This is a genomic window from Fibrella musci (genome assembly GCF_041321105.1).
Classification (GTDB): Bacteria; Bacteroidota; Bacteroidia; order Cytophagales; family Spirosomataceae; genus Fibrella; species Fibrella musci.
Genome location: NZ_JBGGWD010000003.1, coordinates 408,575 through 426,552, shown reverse-complemented (window position 1 = coordinate 426,552; position 17,978 = coordinate 408,575). Strand labels below are relative to the sequence as shown.

Annotated in this window: 11 protein-coding genes; 1 reads left to right on the top strand and 10 read right to left on the bottom strand. The window is 57.6% G+C overall.

Annotated elements, in window-relative coordinates:
* Positions 1 to 97: 97 nt before the first annotated feature.
* From ACAW74_RS11580 to rpsF, 10 genes are all read right to left on the bottom strand, one after another.
* Positions 98 to 2,467 carry an efflux RND transporter permease subunit gene (locus ACAW74_RS11580; protein WP_370698360.1) on the bottom strand — a complete coding sequence of 790 codons (2,370 nt, stop codon included), beginning with the start codon at positions 2,465 to 2,467 and terminating at the stop codon, positions 98 to 100.
* Between the two features lie 32 nt (positions 2,468 to 2,499).
* Positions 2,500 to 3,495, bottom strand: a complete 996-nt coding sequence (locus ACAW74_RS11575; RefSeq protein WP_370698359.1) for a Hint domain-containing protein — start codon at positions 3,493 to 3,495, stop codon at positions 2,500 to 2,502.
* A gap of 114 nt (positions 3,496 to 3,609) precedes the next feature.
* A complete protein-coding gene (locus tag ACAW74_RS11570; RefSeq protein ID WP_370698358.1) occupies positions 3,610 to 5,175 on the bottom strand; it encodes a flavin monoamine oxidase family protein in 1,566 nt (521 codons plus the stop codon).
* Between the two features lie 233 nt (positions 5,176 to 5,408).
* The gene (locus ACAW74_RS11565) at positions 5,409 to 6,782 is read right to left on the bottom strand and encodes a glycoside hydrolase family 27 protein (RefSeq protein ID WP_370698357.1); all 1,374 of its coding nucleotides are present in this window, start codon (positions 6,780 to 6,782) and stop codon (positions 5,409 to 5,411) included.
* 115 nt (positions 6,783 to 6,897) lie between these two features.
* A complete protein-coding gene (locus ACAW74_RS11560) occupies positions 6,898 to 7,167 on the bottom strand; it encodes a NifU family protein (RefSeq protein ID WP_370698356.1) in 270 nt (89 codons plus the stop codon).
* A 142-nt stretch (positions 7,168 to 7,309) separates the two neighbouring features.
* A complete protein-coding gene (locus tag ACAW74_RS11555; protein ID WP_370698355.1) occupies positions 7,310 to 8,419 on the bottom strand; it encodes an Mrp/NBP35 family ATP-binding protein in 1,110 nt (369 codons plus the stop codon).
* Positions 8,420 to 8,522: 103 nt separating this feature from the next.
* Positions 8,523 to 9,503: a GSCFA domain-containing protein gene (locus ACAW74_RS11550; RefSeq protein ID WP_370698354.1), complete on the bottom strand. Its 981-nt coding sequence runs from the start codon at positions 9,501 to 9,503 to the stop codon at positions 8,523 to 8,525.
* A gap of 63 nt (positions 9,504 to 9,566) precedes the next feature.
* Entirely contained in the window at positions 9,567 to 10,007 is a 441-nt protein-coding gene (gene rplI / locus ACAW74_RS11545) for a 50S ribosomal protein L9 (protein ID WP_015333895.1), read from the bottom strand.
* A gap of 86 nt (positions 10,008 to 10,093) precedes the next feature.
* On the bottom strand, positions 10,094 to 10,345 hold the full coding sequence (gene rpsR, locus ACAW74_RS11540; protein ID WP_015333894.1) for a 30S ribosomal protein S18: 252 nt from the start codon (positions 10,343 to 10,345) through the stop codon (positions 10,094 to 10,096).
* Positions 10,346 to 10,347: 2 nt separating this feature from the next.
* Positions 10,348 to 10,713, bottom strand: a complete 366-nt coding sequence (gene rpsF, locus ACAW74_RS11535; protein WP_015333893.1) for a 30S ribosomal protein S6 — start codon at positions 10,711 to 10,713, stop codon at positions 10,348 to 10,350.
* Positions 10,714 to 11,097: 384 nt separating this feature from the next.
* On the opposite strand from rpsF, the gene ACAW74_RS11530 reads away from it, so the two are divergent.
* Positions 11,098 to 17,958, top strand: coding sequence for an SdrD B-like domain-containing protein (locus ACAW74_RS11530; RefSeq protein ID WP_370698353.1), 6,861 nt, complete (start codon positions 11,098 to 11,100; stop codon positions 17,956 to 17,958).
* Positions 17,959 to 17,978 lie beyond the last annotated feature (20 nt).

Sequence of the window (17,978 nt, the reverse complement as noted above, 5' to 3'; positions counted from 1 at the left end):
TGTAGTACTTACCGATCAGGATTCCAATAGTTACATAACCGTTGGAATGGTAGTCAAAGAAATCGGCAATTTGGTACTACTCATACACACGTGAAACTTACGAAACCGCCACCTGCTTGCGTTGCCGCCGGTGATAGACCGTCATCAGGAAAGCCGGTAGCAGAATCAGGTTCGAGGTCATGCCCATCAGCAGTGTGATCGACACCAGAATCCCCAACGATACGGTGCCCTGAAAGGTGGAAGCCGTGAAAATGGCGAAGCCCGCAAATAGAATAAAGGCCGTATAGACCATGCTGACGCCTGTTTGCCGGATCGTCCGTGATATCGCCTCGGCCACGTCGACGCTTTTGTCGCGCAGTTCGTCTCGGTATTTGGTGATGAAATAAATGGTACCGTCGGATGAAAGGCCGAACGCAATGCTAAAGATGAGGATGGTCGACGGCTTGAGGTTGATGTGGAAATAGCCCATCAGCCCCGCCGTAACGATCAGCGGCACGATACTCGGTACAATGGCAGTGAGGCTCAACCGCAGGTCGCGCAGCAGAATGACGAGGATCACCGATACCAGCCCAATGGCCAGCAGCGTGCTTTCGGCGAGGTTACGCAGCAGGTATTCGTTGCCCCGTGTAAACGTGACGCTGTTGCCGGTGATGTTCACGGCGTAGCGATCGGCGGGAGCGACCCACTGGCCCGTTTCGCGGTCGAAATTAAAGATTGAGTCGGCGCGGGGCTGGAGTTGGTCGATCAGCGCGCGCAGCCGGGTCGAGCCGATGTCGGCTACCTGAAAACTCACCCGCGTGTACCGGCGGCTAGTGTCGACATACGACGCCAGACTCACCGAGCCGGTTCGTTTGGTACCGGTGCCTAGCTGACTGGTATATCGCTGCAGTTTAGCCATTTCGAGCGCCGGGGGCAGCAGGTAATAGCGCGGGTCGCCACCCCGGTAGGCCTGATAGAAGAACTTTACGGCCTCGACCACCGACAACGGCCGGGCCAGTTCGGCATGTTGCCCAAACTCGCGCTGCAACTGCCTGATTTTGTTAAGGGTGGGCGGTGTCAGGACGCGCCCCGGTCGGCCAGCGTCGATGCTGACTTCAAAAGGCAAGACGCCTTTGTACGTCTTCTCGAAATATTTCAGGTCGGTATAGATGGGATCGTTTTTGGGCAGGTCGTCGACCATGTAGCCTGTGGCCCGGATCAGGCTCATACCCACCAGCCCAGCCACGACGCACACGCCGACGAACAGGTATACCGCGGCCCGCCGCCGATGAACCAGCCCATCCACCCACGCCAGGAATCGCGTAACGAGCGGGCTGTCGAGGTGACTGCGGTGCTTTTCGCTGGGTACGTTCAGGTAGCTGAACACCACCGGAATCAGGATCAGCGATGTGGCGAAGGTGGTCATGATGCCGAGGGCGGCAACCAGGCCAAATTCGAGTAGAAACGGGCTGGCCGTGAAGTAGAAAACAAAAAAGCCGATGGAGGTAGTGACGTTGGCGAAGAAGGTGGTTTCACCCACTTTGGCAATGGCTACGCTCAGGGCATCGCGCTGCGATAGCCCTTTGTTGAGCTCGTCGTGGTAGCGATTGAGCAGGAAAATGGCGTTGGGTACGCCAATGACGATCAGGATGGGCGGAATCAGTCCCGACAGGATGGTGATATTGTAGCCCAACAAAACCAGATAGCCCACGGCCCACACCACACCGACCGCCACCACGGCCATGCTGATGCCCACCACAGACACCGAGCGGAAGAAGATAAACAGAATGGAGGCCGTAACCAGAAAGGCAAGGCCCATAAACAGCCCCATCTCGCGGCTCACTTTGGCCGAAAACTCCGTGCGGATGTAGGGAAGCCCTGACAAGTGCACCGTTGTATGATGCCGCTCCCCAAACGCATCGACTAGGTGCTCCACCTGCCGCACCGTAGCGATTCGCCCCTTGGTATTCAGCTTCTTCTGATCGAACGAGACGGCCATCAAATGCGCCCGGCCCGATGAGTCGGTAACCAATCCCTGATAGAAGGGCAGGCGACCCAATGTAGCGCGCAGGCTGTCGGCTTCGGCTTGGGTTTTGGGTAGCTCTTTGGCGACGGGCTGAAGCTGAAACCGGTCGGTGCTGTCGTTAAGCGTGATGGTATACAGCCCCGTGTTCGACACCACATCGCGGATGCCGTCGATCTGTTTGATTTGCCGGTTTAGCTGTTGCCAGTCGCGCAGGAAGGGCAACTGGTACATCGAATCGGTTTCGACGCCCACGACCATGATATTGCCATCTTCGCCAAACCGGTCTTTAAACGCCTGATACTGCTTAGAATCGGGATCGGTTACGGGCAGAATTCGGGCAAACTCGTAGGACAGCTTCACCTGGGCGGCATGGTAGCCCATGAACACAGTGCCTAGCGCCACCAGGATGAGCAATACCAGCCGATTCGATAAGATAAACGCAGCTATTCGGGACCAAATCATGCGGCAAGTTAGCCAAAAGTGACCGGCCCGCCTTATTTGTCCAGCACAACCGTGCCATCCACGACATAGCCACCTGGCTGGGTGCGTAGGTTGTAAAGGCGCTCAACGGCCTGCCCCGTCGTACCGACCCGAACCACCTGATAGGGCACGAGCCGGTCGTTTTCATAGCGGTATAGCGTGTCACCTGCCGAAACGTCACCCAGTATTTTGCGGCCGGTGGCGGTCAGCACGGGATGGGTTGCGGTGGCTTCCAGCAGCACGGGCTGGGCCGGGTACGTGGCGCGGCTGGCGGTTAGCTCCTGCGTCGGTACGAGCCACACGCCTACAAGCCGGAACGTACCTGCGTGCGTGTCGACGGCCGTTACCGGGGTAGGAGTCATGGCTTTCGTGGTCGCATCATAGCCCAGAATCACATCGCCGGTACGTACCTGACTGATGGCTTTCGTGTCGCCGTTGGGCAGCGTTACGCGGGCGGTGGGACCGAAGCAGAAGTTGTATTCTTCCTTCTTCTTAACGCCGTCGTCGGTTTTGTTCGAACCGCCGCCACCCATCAGGGCACTTAGTTCGCGGCTCAGTACAAACGTCAGTGTCGACATTAGGCCCGGCTCTTTTTCGCCAACGTATTTCAGGTCGTCGATATAGGCATCCCAGGCTTTGCGGTCACCGCCTGCGCCGGGGATCACAAACGATTTTACCTCGTTGGTTTTACCATTCTGGTAAATGGCCAGCAAGCCAAGCTCTTTGGTATCGGCGGCGCTATAGACTTTGTAGAGATAGATTTTCCGTGTGATGCCATCGCTATAGGTAAACACGTAGGCGGGGCGGTCTTCGTAACGCTCCAGAATGAAGCCACCCGATTTGAAATAGGTGTCTTTGTCGAGGTTGGCGATGCGGATGGCTTTCACCGCCGTAGCCTGATCGGCCGTCAGTACGCCGGGCGACGATTGGGCCATCACCCGTTGAGCAAAAAAGTTGGTAATCAACGCCGTCAGCAGCGTGAAGAGGGAAGTAATGAGGGTGCGCTTCATAAAATACTAGTTTTCAGTCTTCAGTTTACAGTTTTCAGTGGCTATGTCTACAGACCTGCCCGCCTTTTGCCAGGCTACTGGAAACTGTACACTGAAGACTGAAAACTGATTGGTTTATCCCACCCGGGCGTGGATGGCTTCGACGGCGCGGCGGGCCGAGGTCAGGGCACCGGCCATCCAGGCTGTCAGGTACGTAGTATGTTCACCGGCAAAGTAAATGGCCCCGTCGGGTTCGAGCAAGGCGGGATATTGTTTGCGGCGGACGGTGTCGTCGTATAGTGCCCAGCCTCCCTCCGAGTAGGGGATGCGGTGCCAGGCCAGCGAAAAGGCGTTGTCGAACTCGGTGGCGTATTGGGGGTGAATCTTCTGCCCCTGCGCCAGGGCTATTTGCTGGCGTTCGGCTACGGGCAAGGCGCCAACGGCTTCGGCCCGGCTGTAGAAATTGTAATAGCCGATAAGCACGCCCTTGGATTTCTGGAAGCCAAACGACGGATACCAGATCTGGTTGATGTCCATGTTGGTGCGCGAGATGCCCCCGTAAATGCCATCGTCCTCTTCCCAGAACCGGCGTTTGAATTGCAGCCCAATTTTGCCAGTTTTGATGTACGGCACAAAATCGGCGGCGCGTTTGACCGTCCCCGACAGATCCGATTCGAGATTTTTGAGCACGGGCAGCGGCAACGTACAGACGCAGAAATCGGCCAGTAGTTCGGTGGGCTTGCCGCCTTTCTGATATACCACCCGCACCCCGTTTTCGGTTTTGCGGAGCTCAGTCACGGGGGCGTTGAACAGGATTTTACCAGCCAGCCGTTTCTCGAAGGCTTTAGGAATGGCATCCATGCCGCCAACGGGCTGAAGCAGGGTCGTTTGCTGTTCGTAGATGTAATCGCCGACGTTGTAGAAAACGGGCTGCATGAACCCCGACCGCAGGATGTCGGTGAGGCCGTAGGGGTCGGTGGTGATGCCCGCTGTGGCGCCCGCACCGGGTTCGGTTTTGTAACCGCGTCGGTTGGTGCCTTTGTAGAGATGCGCCGTGTTGAGGTCGCCTTCGTTCTTCAGAAAATCGACGAGCTTTTCGATGTCTTCCTTGGTCAACTCTTTGTCGAGCGCGCCCTGATCGAGCGCTTTGGTGAGCAGTTCGGCCGTGTAGCCGCGCATGTCGTTGTGGTATTCCTTCACCCGGATGCGCCGGTTGGCAAACTGATTTGTACCGGCAGCGCCCTCAGCCTGATCATTATACAGATAGGCGGCCTCGTTCCCTCCGTTGAAAATTTCGAGTGGTACACCCAGTTCGCGACAATACTGGAGCGTGAGCTGATGATGGTGCGGAATGCGGGCAGCCCCGCCGTTGAAATAATACCCGTCGTCGAAGCGGCAGGTCTGCGCCGTGCCACCCAGTTCAGTCTCCGAAGTACCACCCCGGACTGTCCAGACGCGCCCCCCCGACCGGCTGCGGGCTTCGAGCACAGTGCATTCGTAGCCGAGTTTACCCAATTCCCAGGCCGAAGCCAGCCCCGCCAGCCCGGCGCCCAGGATAACCACCCGGCGGGCTTTGCCATTAGGGCCAACCCCATTGGGGGTCAGCGTAAAGGCCGAAGCAGGGGCCGGTGCCAGCAAACCCCAGGCGAGCAGCGATGCATATCCCGCCGAAGTCGAATGAATAAAATCGCGTCGTGTCATGGGTAGAGGTCAGCACAAACAGTTCTGAGCCTGTGAAAATACACATACGCATGATTAGAAGCGTGGCTGATCAAAAGATGTTTAAAACGTACAGATTTTGCTTGTGATTATGCAAAATTGCCAAACATCATTTGGCGAACGGGGTAACGCGTAATCAATTATTGGGAAGATGTGGCAGCGATGGCCTAAGCAGGTACGTTGAGGTAGCTGGTTGGAAAAGTCTGGCCAAGCGTTCATTGAACGGGAGCCACGCGCAGCAGCACGGCGTCGTGGGCGGCCAACTGATGCGTAAACGTTTTTTTGAATTGCCCTTTATAGGCTTTGCCCCACACGTCGCGGATGTTGGCTTTTTTGGGAATACCTACATCGCTCAGCGTCAGGGTAACGGGGCGGCTTTCGTCGGAAAGGTTAAAGATGGCCACGTTTTTGGTCTGCCCGTCGGCGGCGTCGGAGATCCAGATCGCGATATCGTCGGTGCGGCTCAACGGTCGGGCGTTGGTTGCTTCCTGATTCACGGCTAAGCCTTCATCGTTGGTGAGCAGGCTGGCCGTAAAGGGGGTGCAATCGGGCAGGTTACCGTCGATCAGTAGCGGCGATTTCAGCATGCACCAGAGGGTCATACGGGTACGTTGCTCGGCGTCGGTGAAGGTTTCGCTGGGTACGTTGTCGGCCCCGTTTCGCTTCGGTCGCCAGCCTAGTGGCAGGCGGCCGGCGTCGGGCCAATGGCCGGCACTGGCTACCATGGCCCACTGGGCGCCAGCATCGAACTGTTTTTTCAGTTGTTCCCAGTTGGAAAGGGCGTCGTTGCTGATGCGAAACAAGTTGGCCTGTTCGCGCAGGTGAGCGCTACTATCGAATGGTTGCGCAGGGGCGACACTGAAGATGATGGGCCGCCGTAACTCGTCGATGGCTTTCCGCACGGCTTCGACTTCGTCTTTGTGATAGACCGGCTGGTTTCCCGGCAGCCCCATGTCATCGAACTTGAGGTAATCGACATTCCATTGGCCATACAGTTCGAGCAGGGAATTATAGTATTCCTGAGCGCCGGGTTTCCGCATGTCGACCCCATACATGTGGTTGAGCCACGGGCACACATTGACGGTATCGGCGATCTGATCGGCGGTGATGCCGTCGGTACCCAGAATGGGCGTTTTGGCCCAAACCGCCTGGCGGGGAATACCGCGCATCACGTGCAGGCCAAATTTAAGGCCCAGGCCGTGGAGGTAGGAGGCCAGCGGACGCAGCCCTTGCCCGTCTTTCGACGACGGAAATTTGCGCGGATCGGGCAGGAGCCGGCCGTGCGCATCCATATTGAGGAGTGGTACGTAGGTGCCGTTGGCCAGCCGCGACTGATTGGGATTGCCGCCGTTATCTTCCGGTGGATTCGGATAAGCCCAGCTATAATCGACAAGCACGTATTGCCAGCCATGATTGCTGAGGTTCTGGGCCATGTAGTCGGCGTTGAGGCGAACCTCGCTCTCCAGCGCCTGAGGCTGCAACGCCATATGGCTGGTCCACCCCATCGGCGGCGTTTGCGCAACGGGCGCGGGCTGGGCCAACCCCAGCGTGGCCGTGAAGAGGCCCACTATGAGCAGCGGAAATTTCATACGATACAACGAAGACTATGAGGAAAACACCAATGTATCTCAGCACCTAGCAAAATGCGGGCCTATTGTTACAAAGAGGCAAAAATTGGTGGGGTCTCGTTGTCCGTGGGCTTCGTTAGGAAGGCAGCGCCGAGAGGTTAACGGCCTCAACGCGAGTAATTTCGGGTACGGCGCGAAGGATCGCGTCTTCCAGGCCTCCTTTGAACGTCATGGCCGACATGGGGCAACTGCCGCACGAACCCATCAGTTCAAGCCGCGCGACACCCTCTGTCGTTACGTCGAGTACCCGTACATTGCCGCCATCGGCCGCCAGATAAGGCCGCATGCTATCGAGAGCTTTCTCAACGCGGTCAATCAGGGGGTTGGTTGCTGTTTCAGCCTGCATAAATCGTTGTCCTGTTTCTGTAAAAATACGAAGTAACCGTCAAAGTTTGATGGCTGTCATCGATCGTTTCGGCGCAAAGCGGGCCTGTTTTCAAACCCCGAGCCCCTTGACCTATCCCTGACAGCCATCCGCGTTGACCCAACTAAACGCGGGTGAATTCGACCCGCTTGGTCTGATCCTGCGTAGCGTTGCGGATGGCGACCCGACGAGCCAGCGCCTCGGCGGCTTCGCGGAAGGCTTCCGTAGCCGGGCCTTCGTCGGAGACCAGCGCGGGTTTCCCTTCGTCGCCCGCCTCACGAACACTCTGCACCAGTGGCACCTGACCCAGCACGGGTACGTCGAATTTCTCGGCCAGTTGAGCCGCTCCGCCACTGCCGAAAATATAGTACTTGTTACCGGGGAGTTCGGCGGGTGTGAACCAAGCCATATTTTCCACGATACCCAGCACCGGTACGTTGATCTGCGGCTGCCGGAACATCGCCAACCCTTTGATGGCGTCGGCGATGGCTACCTTCTGCGGCGTCGTCACGATGATGGCGCCGGTAACCGGCACCGTCTGCACCAGCGAAAGGTGAATGTCGCCGGTGCCGGGGGGCAGGTCGATCAGCAGGTAGTCGAGTTCACCCCACTCGGTATCCGAGAAAAACTGCTGCAACGCCCGGCTCGCGACCGGACCGCGCCAGAGCATGGCCTGATCGGGTGGCACCAGAAATCCGATCGACATGAGCTTGATGCCAAATTGCCGGATGGGTTGGAGCCGGTTCTGCCCGTCGATCTGAACGATCTGCGGCTGCATCTCTTCAGCACCAAACATGACCGGAATCGAGGGGCCGTAGATGTCGGCGTCGATGATCCCCACTTTCGCGCCCGACTTGTGCAGGGCCACCGCCAGGTTAGCCGTGACGGTCGATTTCCCTACGCCGCCTTTGCCCGAGGCCACGGCGATGATGTTTTTCACGCCGGGTAGCAGAGGCGCATCGCTACGGGTCGAGGTAACGTTGGCCGTCATGTCGACCTGCACGGCCACTTCCGGCCCAATATGCGTGTGGATGGCATCTTCGCACCGCTGCCGGATAAGCTCTTTCAAGGGGCAGGCGGGGGTGGTAAGCACCACCGTAAAGCGCACCGAATCAACACCCAGCACTACGTCTTTGACCATGCCCAGCGAGATGATATCGCGCTTCAGGTCTGGTTCTTCTACGTTGGACAGGGCGGCCAGTACCGTCTGTTCGGTGAGTTTATAACTTGACATAATTTCTCTGGAGGATGGTGAAATAGGGATTATGAATTATGGAGTAGCGGAGCTACCAGCCAGTATTCGTTGTACAGACCAATTCATAGCTCATATGCCTAGTTCATAATCCTGTTAAGCGTTGTTCAATGTCGGCTCGTTCGGCCGTGGTATCTATCGTAACGGGTAGGGTATCGAAGCGGTTCAGCAGGGTTTGCAGGAACTGCCGATGGGCGTCGGTGGGGCCGTGCAGGGGCCGGTGCGCCATCGCGCGCCGGATCTGACTCCAGGCCGTAACGAAGGCGCAAAGGTCGGGCGAAAATGCGCTGTCGGCAAATTTGGCGAAGACATAGTCGTGCGCCTGCGCATTGGGGTGAATCAGGTCGGCTTCGTAGAACCGGTAATCGCGCAGATCGTCCTGCACGAGTTCATAGGCCGGAAAGTAGTGCGTTTGTGGGTGCCAGACGGGCAGTTCGGCGCAGAGCGTTCGCAGCAGCGCTTTGCTCGCTCCATTGAGCGCCAGCCCATCCCGCACGTGCCGTACCGGACTGACGGTGAGTACGATTTGTAGCTGAGGATTCTGCCGACGGACCAGTCGCAGCAGGCGTGTCAGGTCGTCGCGAACGTGGTCGATCTGGCATAAATATTTCTCGAATAACGTACCCGGCATCTTATGGCAGTTGGCCACGACGCGCCCCGTTTCGCGGTGCCGGTATACCACTGCCGAACCCAGCGTGAGCAAGAGCCAGTTGGCCTGCCGCAACGCGTGGCCTACTTGTTGAAGGCGTTCGTGCAGTAACGCCGCCAGCGCTTCCTGCGAAGTGGCCCAGAGCGACGAGTGAAAATCATAGTGAAACCAGAGACCATCGCGCTGCACGTAGCCCTCGGGGGCGGGAGCCTGTTCCGTGAGTGCCAAGGTAAGGACCTGACTGATCGACGCCGGGCTGAACAACGTACCCAGCGGATTCACCAGTACGTTGAGCTTATGGTCGGCGAGGCGTTGCCCCATTACCTCCGCAAAACACGAGCCAACCGTAACAATCCGGTCGGTCAGTTGAAGCGAAACAGGAAGTTTGTCGGGCGTTAGTTCGGTACGAAACTGCATACCTGGAAAACAAAAAAACGGACCTTTTGAGTCCGTTTTTTCTTAAACCTGTACGGTTTGCAATTACTCGCCTACAACCTCGACGGTTACGGTTTTCTTCACCTCTTTGTGCAGATCGATCGTCGCCTGGTATTCGCCCAGCGTTTTCACGTCTTCGATGGTGATTTTCTTCCGGTCGATGTCGATGCCTTGCTCACGAAGGGCGTCGGCGATCTGCGTGTTGGTCACGCGGCCGAAGATTTTGCCCGTTTCGCCAGCTTTAGCCGCGATGGTCAGTTTCATATCGCCAATCTGATCGGCCAGGGCCACGGCGTCGTTCTTGATTTTCTCGACTTTGTGGGCAGCCTGACGGATGTTTTCGGCTACGATTTTCTTGTTTGAGGGCGTTGCCATCATAGCAAACCCCTGCGGGATCAGGTAGTTACGACCATAGCCGGGTTTCACCGTAACAATGTCGTTCTTATACCCCAACCCAGTGATATCGGTCTTGAGAATGATTTCCATTTCAAAAAAGGTTTGATGTCTAACGTCTGAAGTCTGACGTTTGGAGGCGGAGCCAACATCAAACGAAAAACTTCAAACCTCAAACGCTATTTCAGTGAGTCGGCTACGAAGGGGAGTAAGGCAAGGTGACGCGCCCGTTTAACGGCCTGTGCCACTTTACGTTGGTATTTAAGGCTGGTGCCCGTGATCCGGCGGGGCAGAATACGACCCTGATCGTTCAACAACTTCAGCAGGAAGTTGGGATCTTTATAGTCGATGTATTTGATGCCGGCTTTCTTGAAGCGGCAGTATTTCTTGCGGACTTCGCCGCTGTTCAGCGATTCGTTCTGGAGGCTCATGGTTATTTTGCTTCTGCCGTTTCTTTTTTCTTCCCAATCTGACCGTTCCGCTTGCGGGCGTTGTAGTCAATAGCGTGCTTGTCGAGAACGATCGTCAGATCGCGCAGGATGCGCTCATCACGGAGGTACTCAACGTTCAGTTTGTCGATCAGTGACGGTTCGCACTGGAACTCGAACACCTGATAGAAGCCCGTATTCTTGTTTTTGATCGGGTAGGCCAGCTTCCGCAAACCCATGCTGTACTCGTGGACAATCTCGGCCCCGGCGCTGGTCAGCAGGGTACGATACTTGTCAACGGCGTCCTTTACCTGAGATTCAGATAAAACGGGAGTCAAAATGAACACCGTTTCGTAGTTCTTTTGGAACATGATAGAAGTAAGTTATTTAAAATGAGGCCGCAAAGGTAAGAAATAGATTGTATGCGTGCAAGCGACTTCTGATTCGTGTTGTCTTATATACGTACTCACTTAATAGTTTAAGGTTAACTTCTTATGTCACAGTGTAAACTATTTGTGTGTTGTGCGTGCGAAAGTGGACATTGGTGGCATATGTTTTGCGTACTCTTAGCGCATACACCTACCTTGTCATTTAACTAAATGGTGAATCGTTTACCAAAAAATCGCTTATCCAAATTCAGTCTTAAACTTACAAGTAGCAATATCCGATTTATTGGTGCATTGCTGCTACTGCTTTGGGTTGTGGGCAAAGGAACAGAAGCGAATGCCCAGATATGTACAAATGCCAAACTGTTGGTGGCTAACTATTCGACCAGCAACGTAACCACGTATACCAACATAACGACGACCCCTACCTTTTCGGGTTCGCTGGTTGCTAGTGGTGCCGGGCTAAATAACCCTAACTCGATTTTGTTGTATCGGGATACACTGTATGTCGCCAATGGAGCGGGGGGAACTGCTGGGGCTGGTTTCATCCGAAAGTATAATCCCATAACGGGCGCTCAATACGGCACGGGCAACTTCACCTCTGGTTTAAGCTTCCCCGAGCGGATGGTCATTGGGCCTGATGGTAACATGTATGTAGCCGACTACAACAGCAACTCCATCAAGCGAATAAATATTAATAATGGTGTCGTACTGAACACGTTCACCTTGGTTACGCTCACTGGCCAAAACGTGCTTGGTATTGAGTTTGTAGGAACGGATATGTACGTGACACGTGGCACCATATCGAATGCCGCCGGGCAGTTGGGTCGTATCGAACGATACACGTTCTCGAATAACTACACGACCCTAAGCCTGCCTACGCTTATAACGTCGTATACAGGAGCAACGCCGCGCGGTATTACGCTTGGTCCTGATGGATTAATCTATGTTGTTGTGTTTGTCGGTAACGCAACAGCGGCTAGTTATGCTGCTCGAATTGAGCGATTTGCGCCAGGTCTCGTGACAGTTCCCACCACGTTCGTCAATATGGATGCCGGCTCTAACCCCTATCAGGGCCTGAACTGGAGCCCGGACGGATTTCTGTATGTGGCCGACTTTGGAGAAAATATAATACAGGTTTATAATTCGTCGGGAACAGAAATAACCTCTCGAAATGTCAGCGGGTTGAGCGGTCCACACTTCGTGCAATTTTATTGCCCTTGTGCCGCTACTACCGTCTTTACACCCTCGAGCCTGACGGCCTGCTCGGGGGCTACCAGCGTGGTGCAAATCACGACGACGAACGCCAACCCGCAAATCACATACCGGTATGCGTCGAGTTCGCCCAATACAACGATCTCCGGACCAACGACCACCACGGCAAGTTCGACCAGCATTACCATTAACTCGACGACAACGAGCACTTTCTCGGTAACGATCACCGACCGTATCGGCTGCTCGGCGGTGGCTGGTGGCACACTGACGGTTAACGCGCTGCCCACGGCTGCGCTCAACAGCACGGCGATCTGTGCGGGCCAGACGGCCACGCTGACCGCCACGGGGGGCTCGAGCTATACGCTGGCCAACACCGGGGCGGTGAACACCACGGGTACCTTCTCGGTCACGCCCGCGGCTACGACTACTTACACGGTAATCGTTAGCAACACCAGCGGGTGTACGGCCACGGCCAACGGTACAGTCACGGTCAATGCCCTGCCCACGGCCAGTGTGACTCCCAGCACGACGGCGATCTGTGCCGGGCAAACCGCCACGCTCACGGCGGGCGGAGGAACAAGTTATCGCTGGTCGACGGGCGCCACCACGACCAGTATTCCGGTAACCACGGCCGGGACGTATTCGGTGACGGTAACTAACGCCAGTGGGTGTACGGCCACGGCTTCAGGCACGGTTACGGTCAATGCCCTGCCCACGGCCAGTGTGACTCCCAGCACGACGGCGATCTGTGCCGGGCAAACCGCCACGCTCACTGCGGGCGGGGGGGGGACATACCTGTGGTCAACCGGTGCGACCACGGCCAGTATTCCGGTGACGACCGCCGGGACGTATTCGGTGACGGTGACCAACGCCAGTGGCTGCACGGCTTCCGCCAGCGGCACCGTCACGGTCAATGCCCTGCCTACGGCGAGCGTGACGCCCAGCACGACGGCGATCTGTGCCGGGCAAACCGCCACACTCACGGCGGGCGGGGGAACAAGTTACCGGTGGTCAACGGGCGCGACCACGACCAGTATTCCGGTAACCACGGCCGGTACGTATTCGGTAACAGTAACCAACGCCAGCGGCTGTACGGCCGTGGCTTCAGGCACCGTCACGGTTAATGCCCTCCCTACACCGACACTTAGCAGCACGGCTATCTGCGTGGGCCAGACCGCTACGTTGACTGCCACGAGTGGATCGAGCTATACGCTGGTCAACACTGGGGCGGTGAACACCACGGGTACGTTCTCTGTCACGCCCGCGGCCACTACTACCTACACGGTCGTGGTCAGCAATGCCAGCGGGTGTACGGCCACCGCCAACGGTACGATCACCGTCAATGACTTGCCCACGGCGAGCGTGACGCCCAGCACCACGGCAATCTGTGCCGGGCAGACGGCCACGCTCACGGCGGGCGGAGGAACGAGTTATCGATGGTCAACAGGCGCGACCACAACCAGTATTCCGGTAACCACGGCCGGTACGTATTCGGTAACAGTAACCAACGCCAGCGGCTGTACGGCCACGGCCAGCGGCACCGTGACGGTCAACCCGGTTCCGGTGGCCACTGCGGCAAGCACCACGGCGACCTGCGCCAACCCGGCGACCGTATCAGGTACGTCCAGCCTGACGGCATCAACATACAGCTGGACGGGTCCCAGTGGCTTCGTCAGCAGTGCTCAGAGCTTTACCACCAACACACCCGGTACGTATACGCTGGTAGTGACGGCCAATGGCTGTAGCAGCAACGCCGTGACGACCACTGTGGTGCAGGATATTGTCGCTCCCCAAAATGTAGCCGCCACTAACAACGGGCCCATCACGTGTGCACAGCCTACCGCCACGGTGTCGGCGTCGAGCAGCACGGCGGGCGTCACGTATCGGTGGAGTGGACCTAACAGCTTTACCAGTAGTGCCCAAAGCTTTGCTATCGCGGTGGCCGGTACGTATTCAGTGACGGTGACCAGTACCGCCAATGGTTGTACAGCGGTTACCACCACGACCGTGACCAGCAACACGGCTCCACCAGCGGTTACGTTGTCGTCGGCTACGGTCTGCGCTGGCCAAACGGCTACGCTGACTGCCACATCGGGGCTTACTACCTATGCTTTCTCGGCAGGCCTGACGCAAGTTGGGGGCTCAACAGGAAACACCGCTACGATCGTAGGCAGCGGAACCGGTACGACTGTATATAGCGTAACGGCTACCAATGCGGTAGGTTGTACGGCGGTTGCCTCGGGCAGCGTGACGGTGAACCCCAACCCGGTAGGTACGGCCACAACCAGTGGAACAATCACGTGCGCCACTGCGGCTACGGTGTCGGGTAGCTCAAGCCTGACGGGTTCGAGCTACAGCTGGACAGGCCCCAGTGGGTTTGTCAGCAGCGCTCAGAGCTTTACCACCAATACACCCGGTACGTATACGCTGGTAGTGACGGCCAACGGGTGTAGCAGCAGCGCTGTAACGACCACTGTAACCAGCAATACCGTCGCCCCCACGGCCACGTTATCATCGACGGCTATCTGCGCAGGCCAAACCGCTACACTGACGGCGGGTAGCGGCGTAAGCTACGTGCTGAATCCCGGTAACCTGAGTAACAACACCGGTACGTTTACGGTGACGCCGGGTGGCACCACCACCTACACAGTTGTCGTCACAGGAGCGAATGGCTGTACGGCCACCGCCAACGGTACGGTCACCGTCAACGCCTTACCCACCGCCAGCGTGACACCCAGCACCACGGCGATCTGCGCGGGGCAAACCGCCACGCTCACGGCGGGCGGAGGAACGAGTTATCGATGGTCAACCGGCGCCACCACGGCCAGCCTGCCAGTGACGACCGCCGGGACGTATTCGGTGACGGTAACTAACGCCAGCGGGTGTACGGCCGCGGCTTCAGGCACGGTTACGGTCAATGCCCTGCCCACGGCCAGTGTGACTCCCAGCACGACGGCGATCTGTGCCGGGCAAACCGCCACGCTCACCGCGGGCGGGGGGGGGACGTACCTGTGGTCAACCGGTGCGACCACAGCCAGTATTCCGGTGACGACCGCCGGTACGTATTCGGTGACGGTGACTAACGCCAGTGGCTGCACGGCTTCCGCCAGTGGCACCGTCACGGTCAACGCCCTGCCTGCACCGACACTTAGCAGCACCGTTATTTGCGCTGGTCAGACGGCTACACTGACTGCTTCAGGAGGGGCTAGCTATACCTTGACGCCCGGCAACTTAAGCAACACCACAGGTACGTTCGCGGTCACGCCTGGTAGCACCACCACTTACACAGTGACCGCTAGTAATGCCAGCGGCTGTACGGCTACGGCCAGCGGCACCGTGACGGTCAACCCGGTTCCGGTGGCCACTGCGGCAAGCACCACGGCGACCTGCGCCAACCCGGCGACCGTATCAGGTACGTCCAGCCTGACGGCATCAACTTATAGCTGGACGGGGCCCAGTGGCTTCGTCAGCAGTGCTCAGAGTTTCACCACCAACACACCCGGTACGTACACGCTGGTAGTGACGGCCAATGGCTGTAGCAGCAGCGCCGTGACGACCACTGTGGTGCAGGACATTGTCGCTCCCCAGAACGTGGCGGCTACTAACACGGGTCCGCTGAACTGTACGAACCTCACTGCTACGATATCCGTATCGAGCAGCACGGCGGGGGTAACCTACCGGTGGAGTGGCCCCGCAGGCTTCACATCAACGGCGCAAAGCTTCACGACCGCTACCTCTGGTCTATACTCAGTGACGGTTACTAACCCGATTAACGGCTGTACCACGATCACGTCGACTTCGCTGAGTCAGGACATAACTGTGCCGGTAGTTTCGGCTACGGGCGGACAGATTGCCTGTCAGGCTAGCACCATTCAGTTAGCGGTCACGTCGACACCATCATCGGGGGTTAGTTACCGTTGGACGGGCCCCGGCAGCTTTACCAGTGCCGTCCAGAATCCAGCCGTATCGATCATCGGGACGTATACGGTTACGGTCACGAATACGACCAATGGCTGTGCCGCAGCAGATACGGCGATCGTTAGCAAGCAGGCCTGCGCCAGCCTGGGTGATTTTGTCTTCGAAGACACCAATGCAAACGGTATTCAGGATGGCGGTGAGCCAGGCATTGCCGGTGTCCTGGTGCAATTGTACCTCAACGGCAATGCAACACCGATTGCCACCACGACAACCAACGCCAGTGGCCTCTACAGCTTCACGGGCCTGACGCCGGGTAATGGCTTCTCGTATGTGGTTGGTTTTGGTACGCCTTCTGGCTACATACCGACTACGGCTAACCAGAACGCTAATGCCAACGATGCCCTTGATTCAGATGCCGACATCGCCACTGGCCGCACGGGTAGCTACACGCTCTCGGCCGGTGAAAACAACCTGACGGTCGATGCGGGTTTCTACCGTCCGGCCAGTCTGGGTGATCGCGTTTTTGCCGATGCGAACCGCAACGGCATCCAGGATGGCGACGAAGTGGGTATTGGTGGCGTGACTGTGCAACTGTACACGGCTACGAATACGCTGATCGCTACCACGACGACCAACGCCAGCGGACTGTATAGCTTTACCGGCCTGACGCCGGGGGTGGCTTATCAGGTTCAGTTCACAACGCCGACGGGTTACTCGGCGACGAGTGCCGATCAGGGGGGCAATGATGCGCTTGATTCAGACGCCAATCCCGCCACCGGCCGCACGGGCAGCTACACGCTGGCTTCCAACGAAACCAACAACACGGTCGATGCCGGCTTCTATTGCATCCCGCCGGTTGTGTCGGCGACGGGTGGTGTGCTAACCTGCGCCAACCCGAGTGTTCAGCTACAAGCTACGTCGAATCTGGCGCCATCGACCTATAGCTGGACGGGCCCGGGTGGGTTTACCAGTAGTGTGCAGAATCCATCAGCAACGCTACCAGGTACGTATACGGTCGTGGTGACCAGCAATGCGGGTTGCTCGGCTACGGCTGTAGCCACGGCTACGGTTACGCAGGATGTTAGCCTTCCGCAAAATGTGACGGCCAGCAACGACGGACCGCTCACCTGCGCCAGACCAACGGCTACGGTGTCCGCAGCAACCAGCACGACTGGCGTAACGTACCGCTGGAGCAATGGGGCAACCACGGCTTCGTTCAGTACGTCGATTGCCGGTACGTACTCGGTAACCGTAACATCAGGCAACGGTTGCTTTGTCACGGCATCGACAACGCTCATCGACAACACAGCCCCACCAGTAGCCACCATCACGGCGAGCAACACGGTGGTGTGCGCGGGTGAAGTGGTGTCGCTTACGGCGAGCGGCGGTACAAGCTACCGCTGGTCGACGGCTGCAACGACAGCTACCATCTCGGTAACCAGCACAGGTACGTATTCGGTGACGGTAACCAATGCCAACGGTTGTACAGCGGTTGTCAGCCAGGCCATTACCGTTAACCCGCTGCCGCAACTGACGGTCAACTCGGCAACGGTCTGCGCCGGTACGTCGGTTTCACTGACGCTGAGCGGTTGCGAGGGAGGCACCGTTCGCTGGTCGACGGGCAGCGCCAGCGCTACGTTGCTCGTAGCCCCGCTCACGACGACGACCTACTCGGTTACCTGTACCCTCCCAACGAGTTGTTTCTCGACAACAGCCGCCACGGTGACCGTGACGGGTGCGCCGACATACACGACCAACCCGACCCTTACGCTGGCTACCTGTACGGGCAATACACCGAACAACAATGCCCGAATCGACTTTACCGCTCTGCAAAATACTGTGCGGGCCGACATCGTGCTGGGTAGTAGCTATGGGGCGGGACCTGCGTTTGGCGCGCCCAGCAACAAGATCGTGGCTGGTAATACGGTTAGCTTCACCAACCTGCCCAACCCAACGCAGCCGCAGGATTATACCGTCCGCCTGTTCAGCAACGACGGAAGCTGCATTACCGACGTGGTGGTCACGGTTGCGCCTGCTGACTGCCCCTGCCAGACCAAGTGTGTTTCACCGATCGTGGTACGGATCGTGAAGCCGTAAGGCCTCAACGGGAATACTAC

Excerpts from the sequence above, each read along its gene's own strand:
- ACAW74_RS11580 (WP_370698360.1), bottom strand. The coding sequence starts at position 2,467 with ATGATTTGGTCCCGAATAGCTGCGTTTATCTTATCGAATCGGCTGGTA.
- ACAW74_RS11575 (WP_370698359.1), bottom strand. The coding sequence starts at position 3,495 with ATGAAGCGCACCCTCATTACTTCCCTCTTCACGCTGCTGACGGCGTTG.
- ACAW74_RS11570 (WP_370698358.1), bottom strand. The coding sequence starts at position 5,175 with ATGACACGACGCGATTTTATTCATTCGACTTCGGCGGGATATGCATCG.
- ACAW74_RS11565 (WP_370698357.1), bottom strand. The coding sequence starts at position 6,782 with ATGAAATTTCCGCTGCTCATAGTGGGCCTCTTCACGGCCACGCTGGGG.
- ACAW74_RS11560 (WP_370698356.1), bottom strand. The coding sequence starts at position 7,167 with ATGCAGGCTGAAACAGCAACCAACCCCCTGATTGACCGCGTTGAGAAA.
- ACAW74_RS11555 (WP_370698355.1), bottom strand. The coding sequence starts at position 8,419 with ATGTCAAGTTATAAACTCACCGAACAGACGGTACTGGCCGCCCTGTCC.
- ACAW74_RS11550 (WP_370698354.1), bottom strand. The coding sequence starts at position 9,503 with ATGCAGTTTCGTACCGAACTAACGCCCGACAAACTTCCTGTTTCGCTT.
- rplI (WP_015333895.1), bottom strand. The coding sequence starts at position 10,007 with ATGGAAATCATTCTCAAGACCGATATCACTGGGTTGGGGTATAAGAAC.
- rpsR (WP_015333894.1), bottom strand. The coding sequence starts at position 10,345 with ATGAGCCTCCAGAACGAATCGCTGAACAGCGGCGAAGTCCGCAAGAAA.
- rpsF (WP_015333893.1), bottom strand. The coding sequence starts at position 10,713 with ATGTTCCAAAAGAACTACGAAACGGTGTTCATTTTGACTCCCGTTTTA.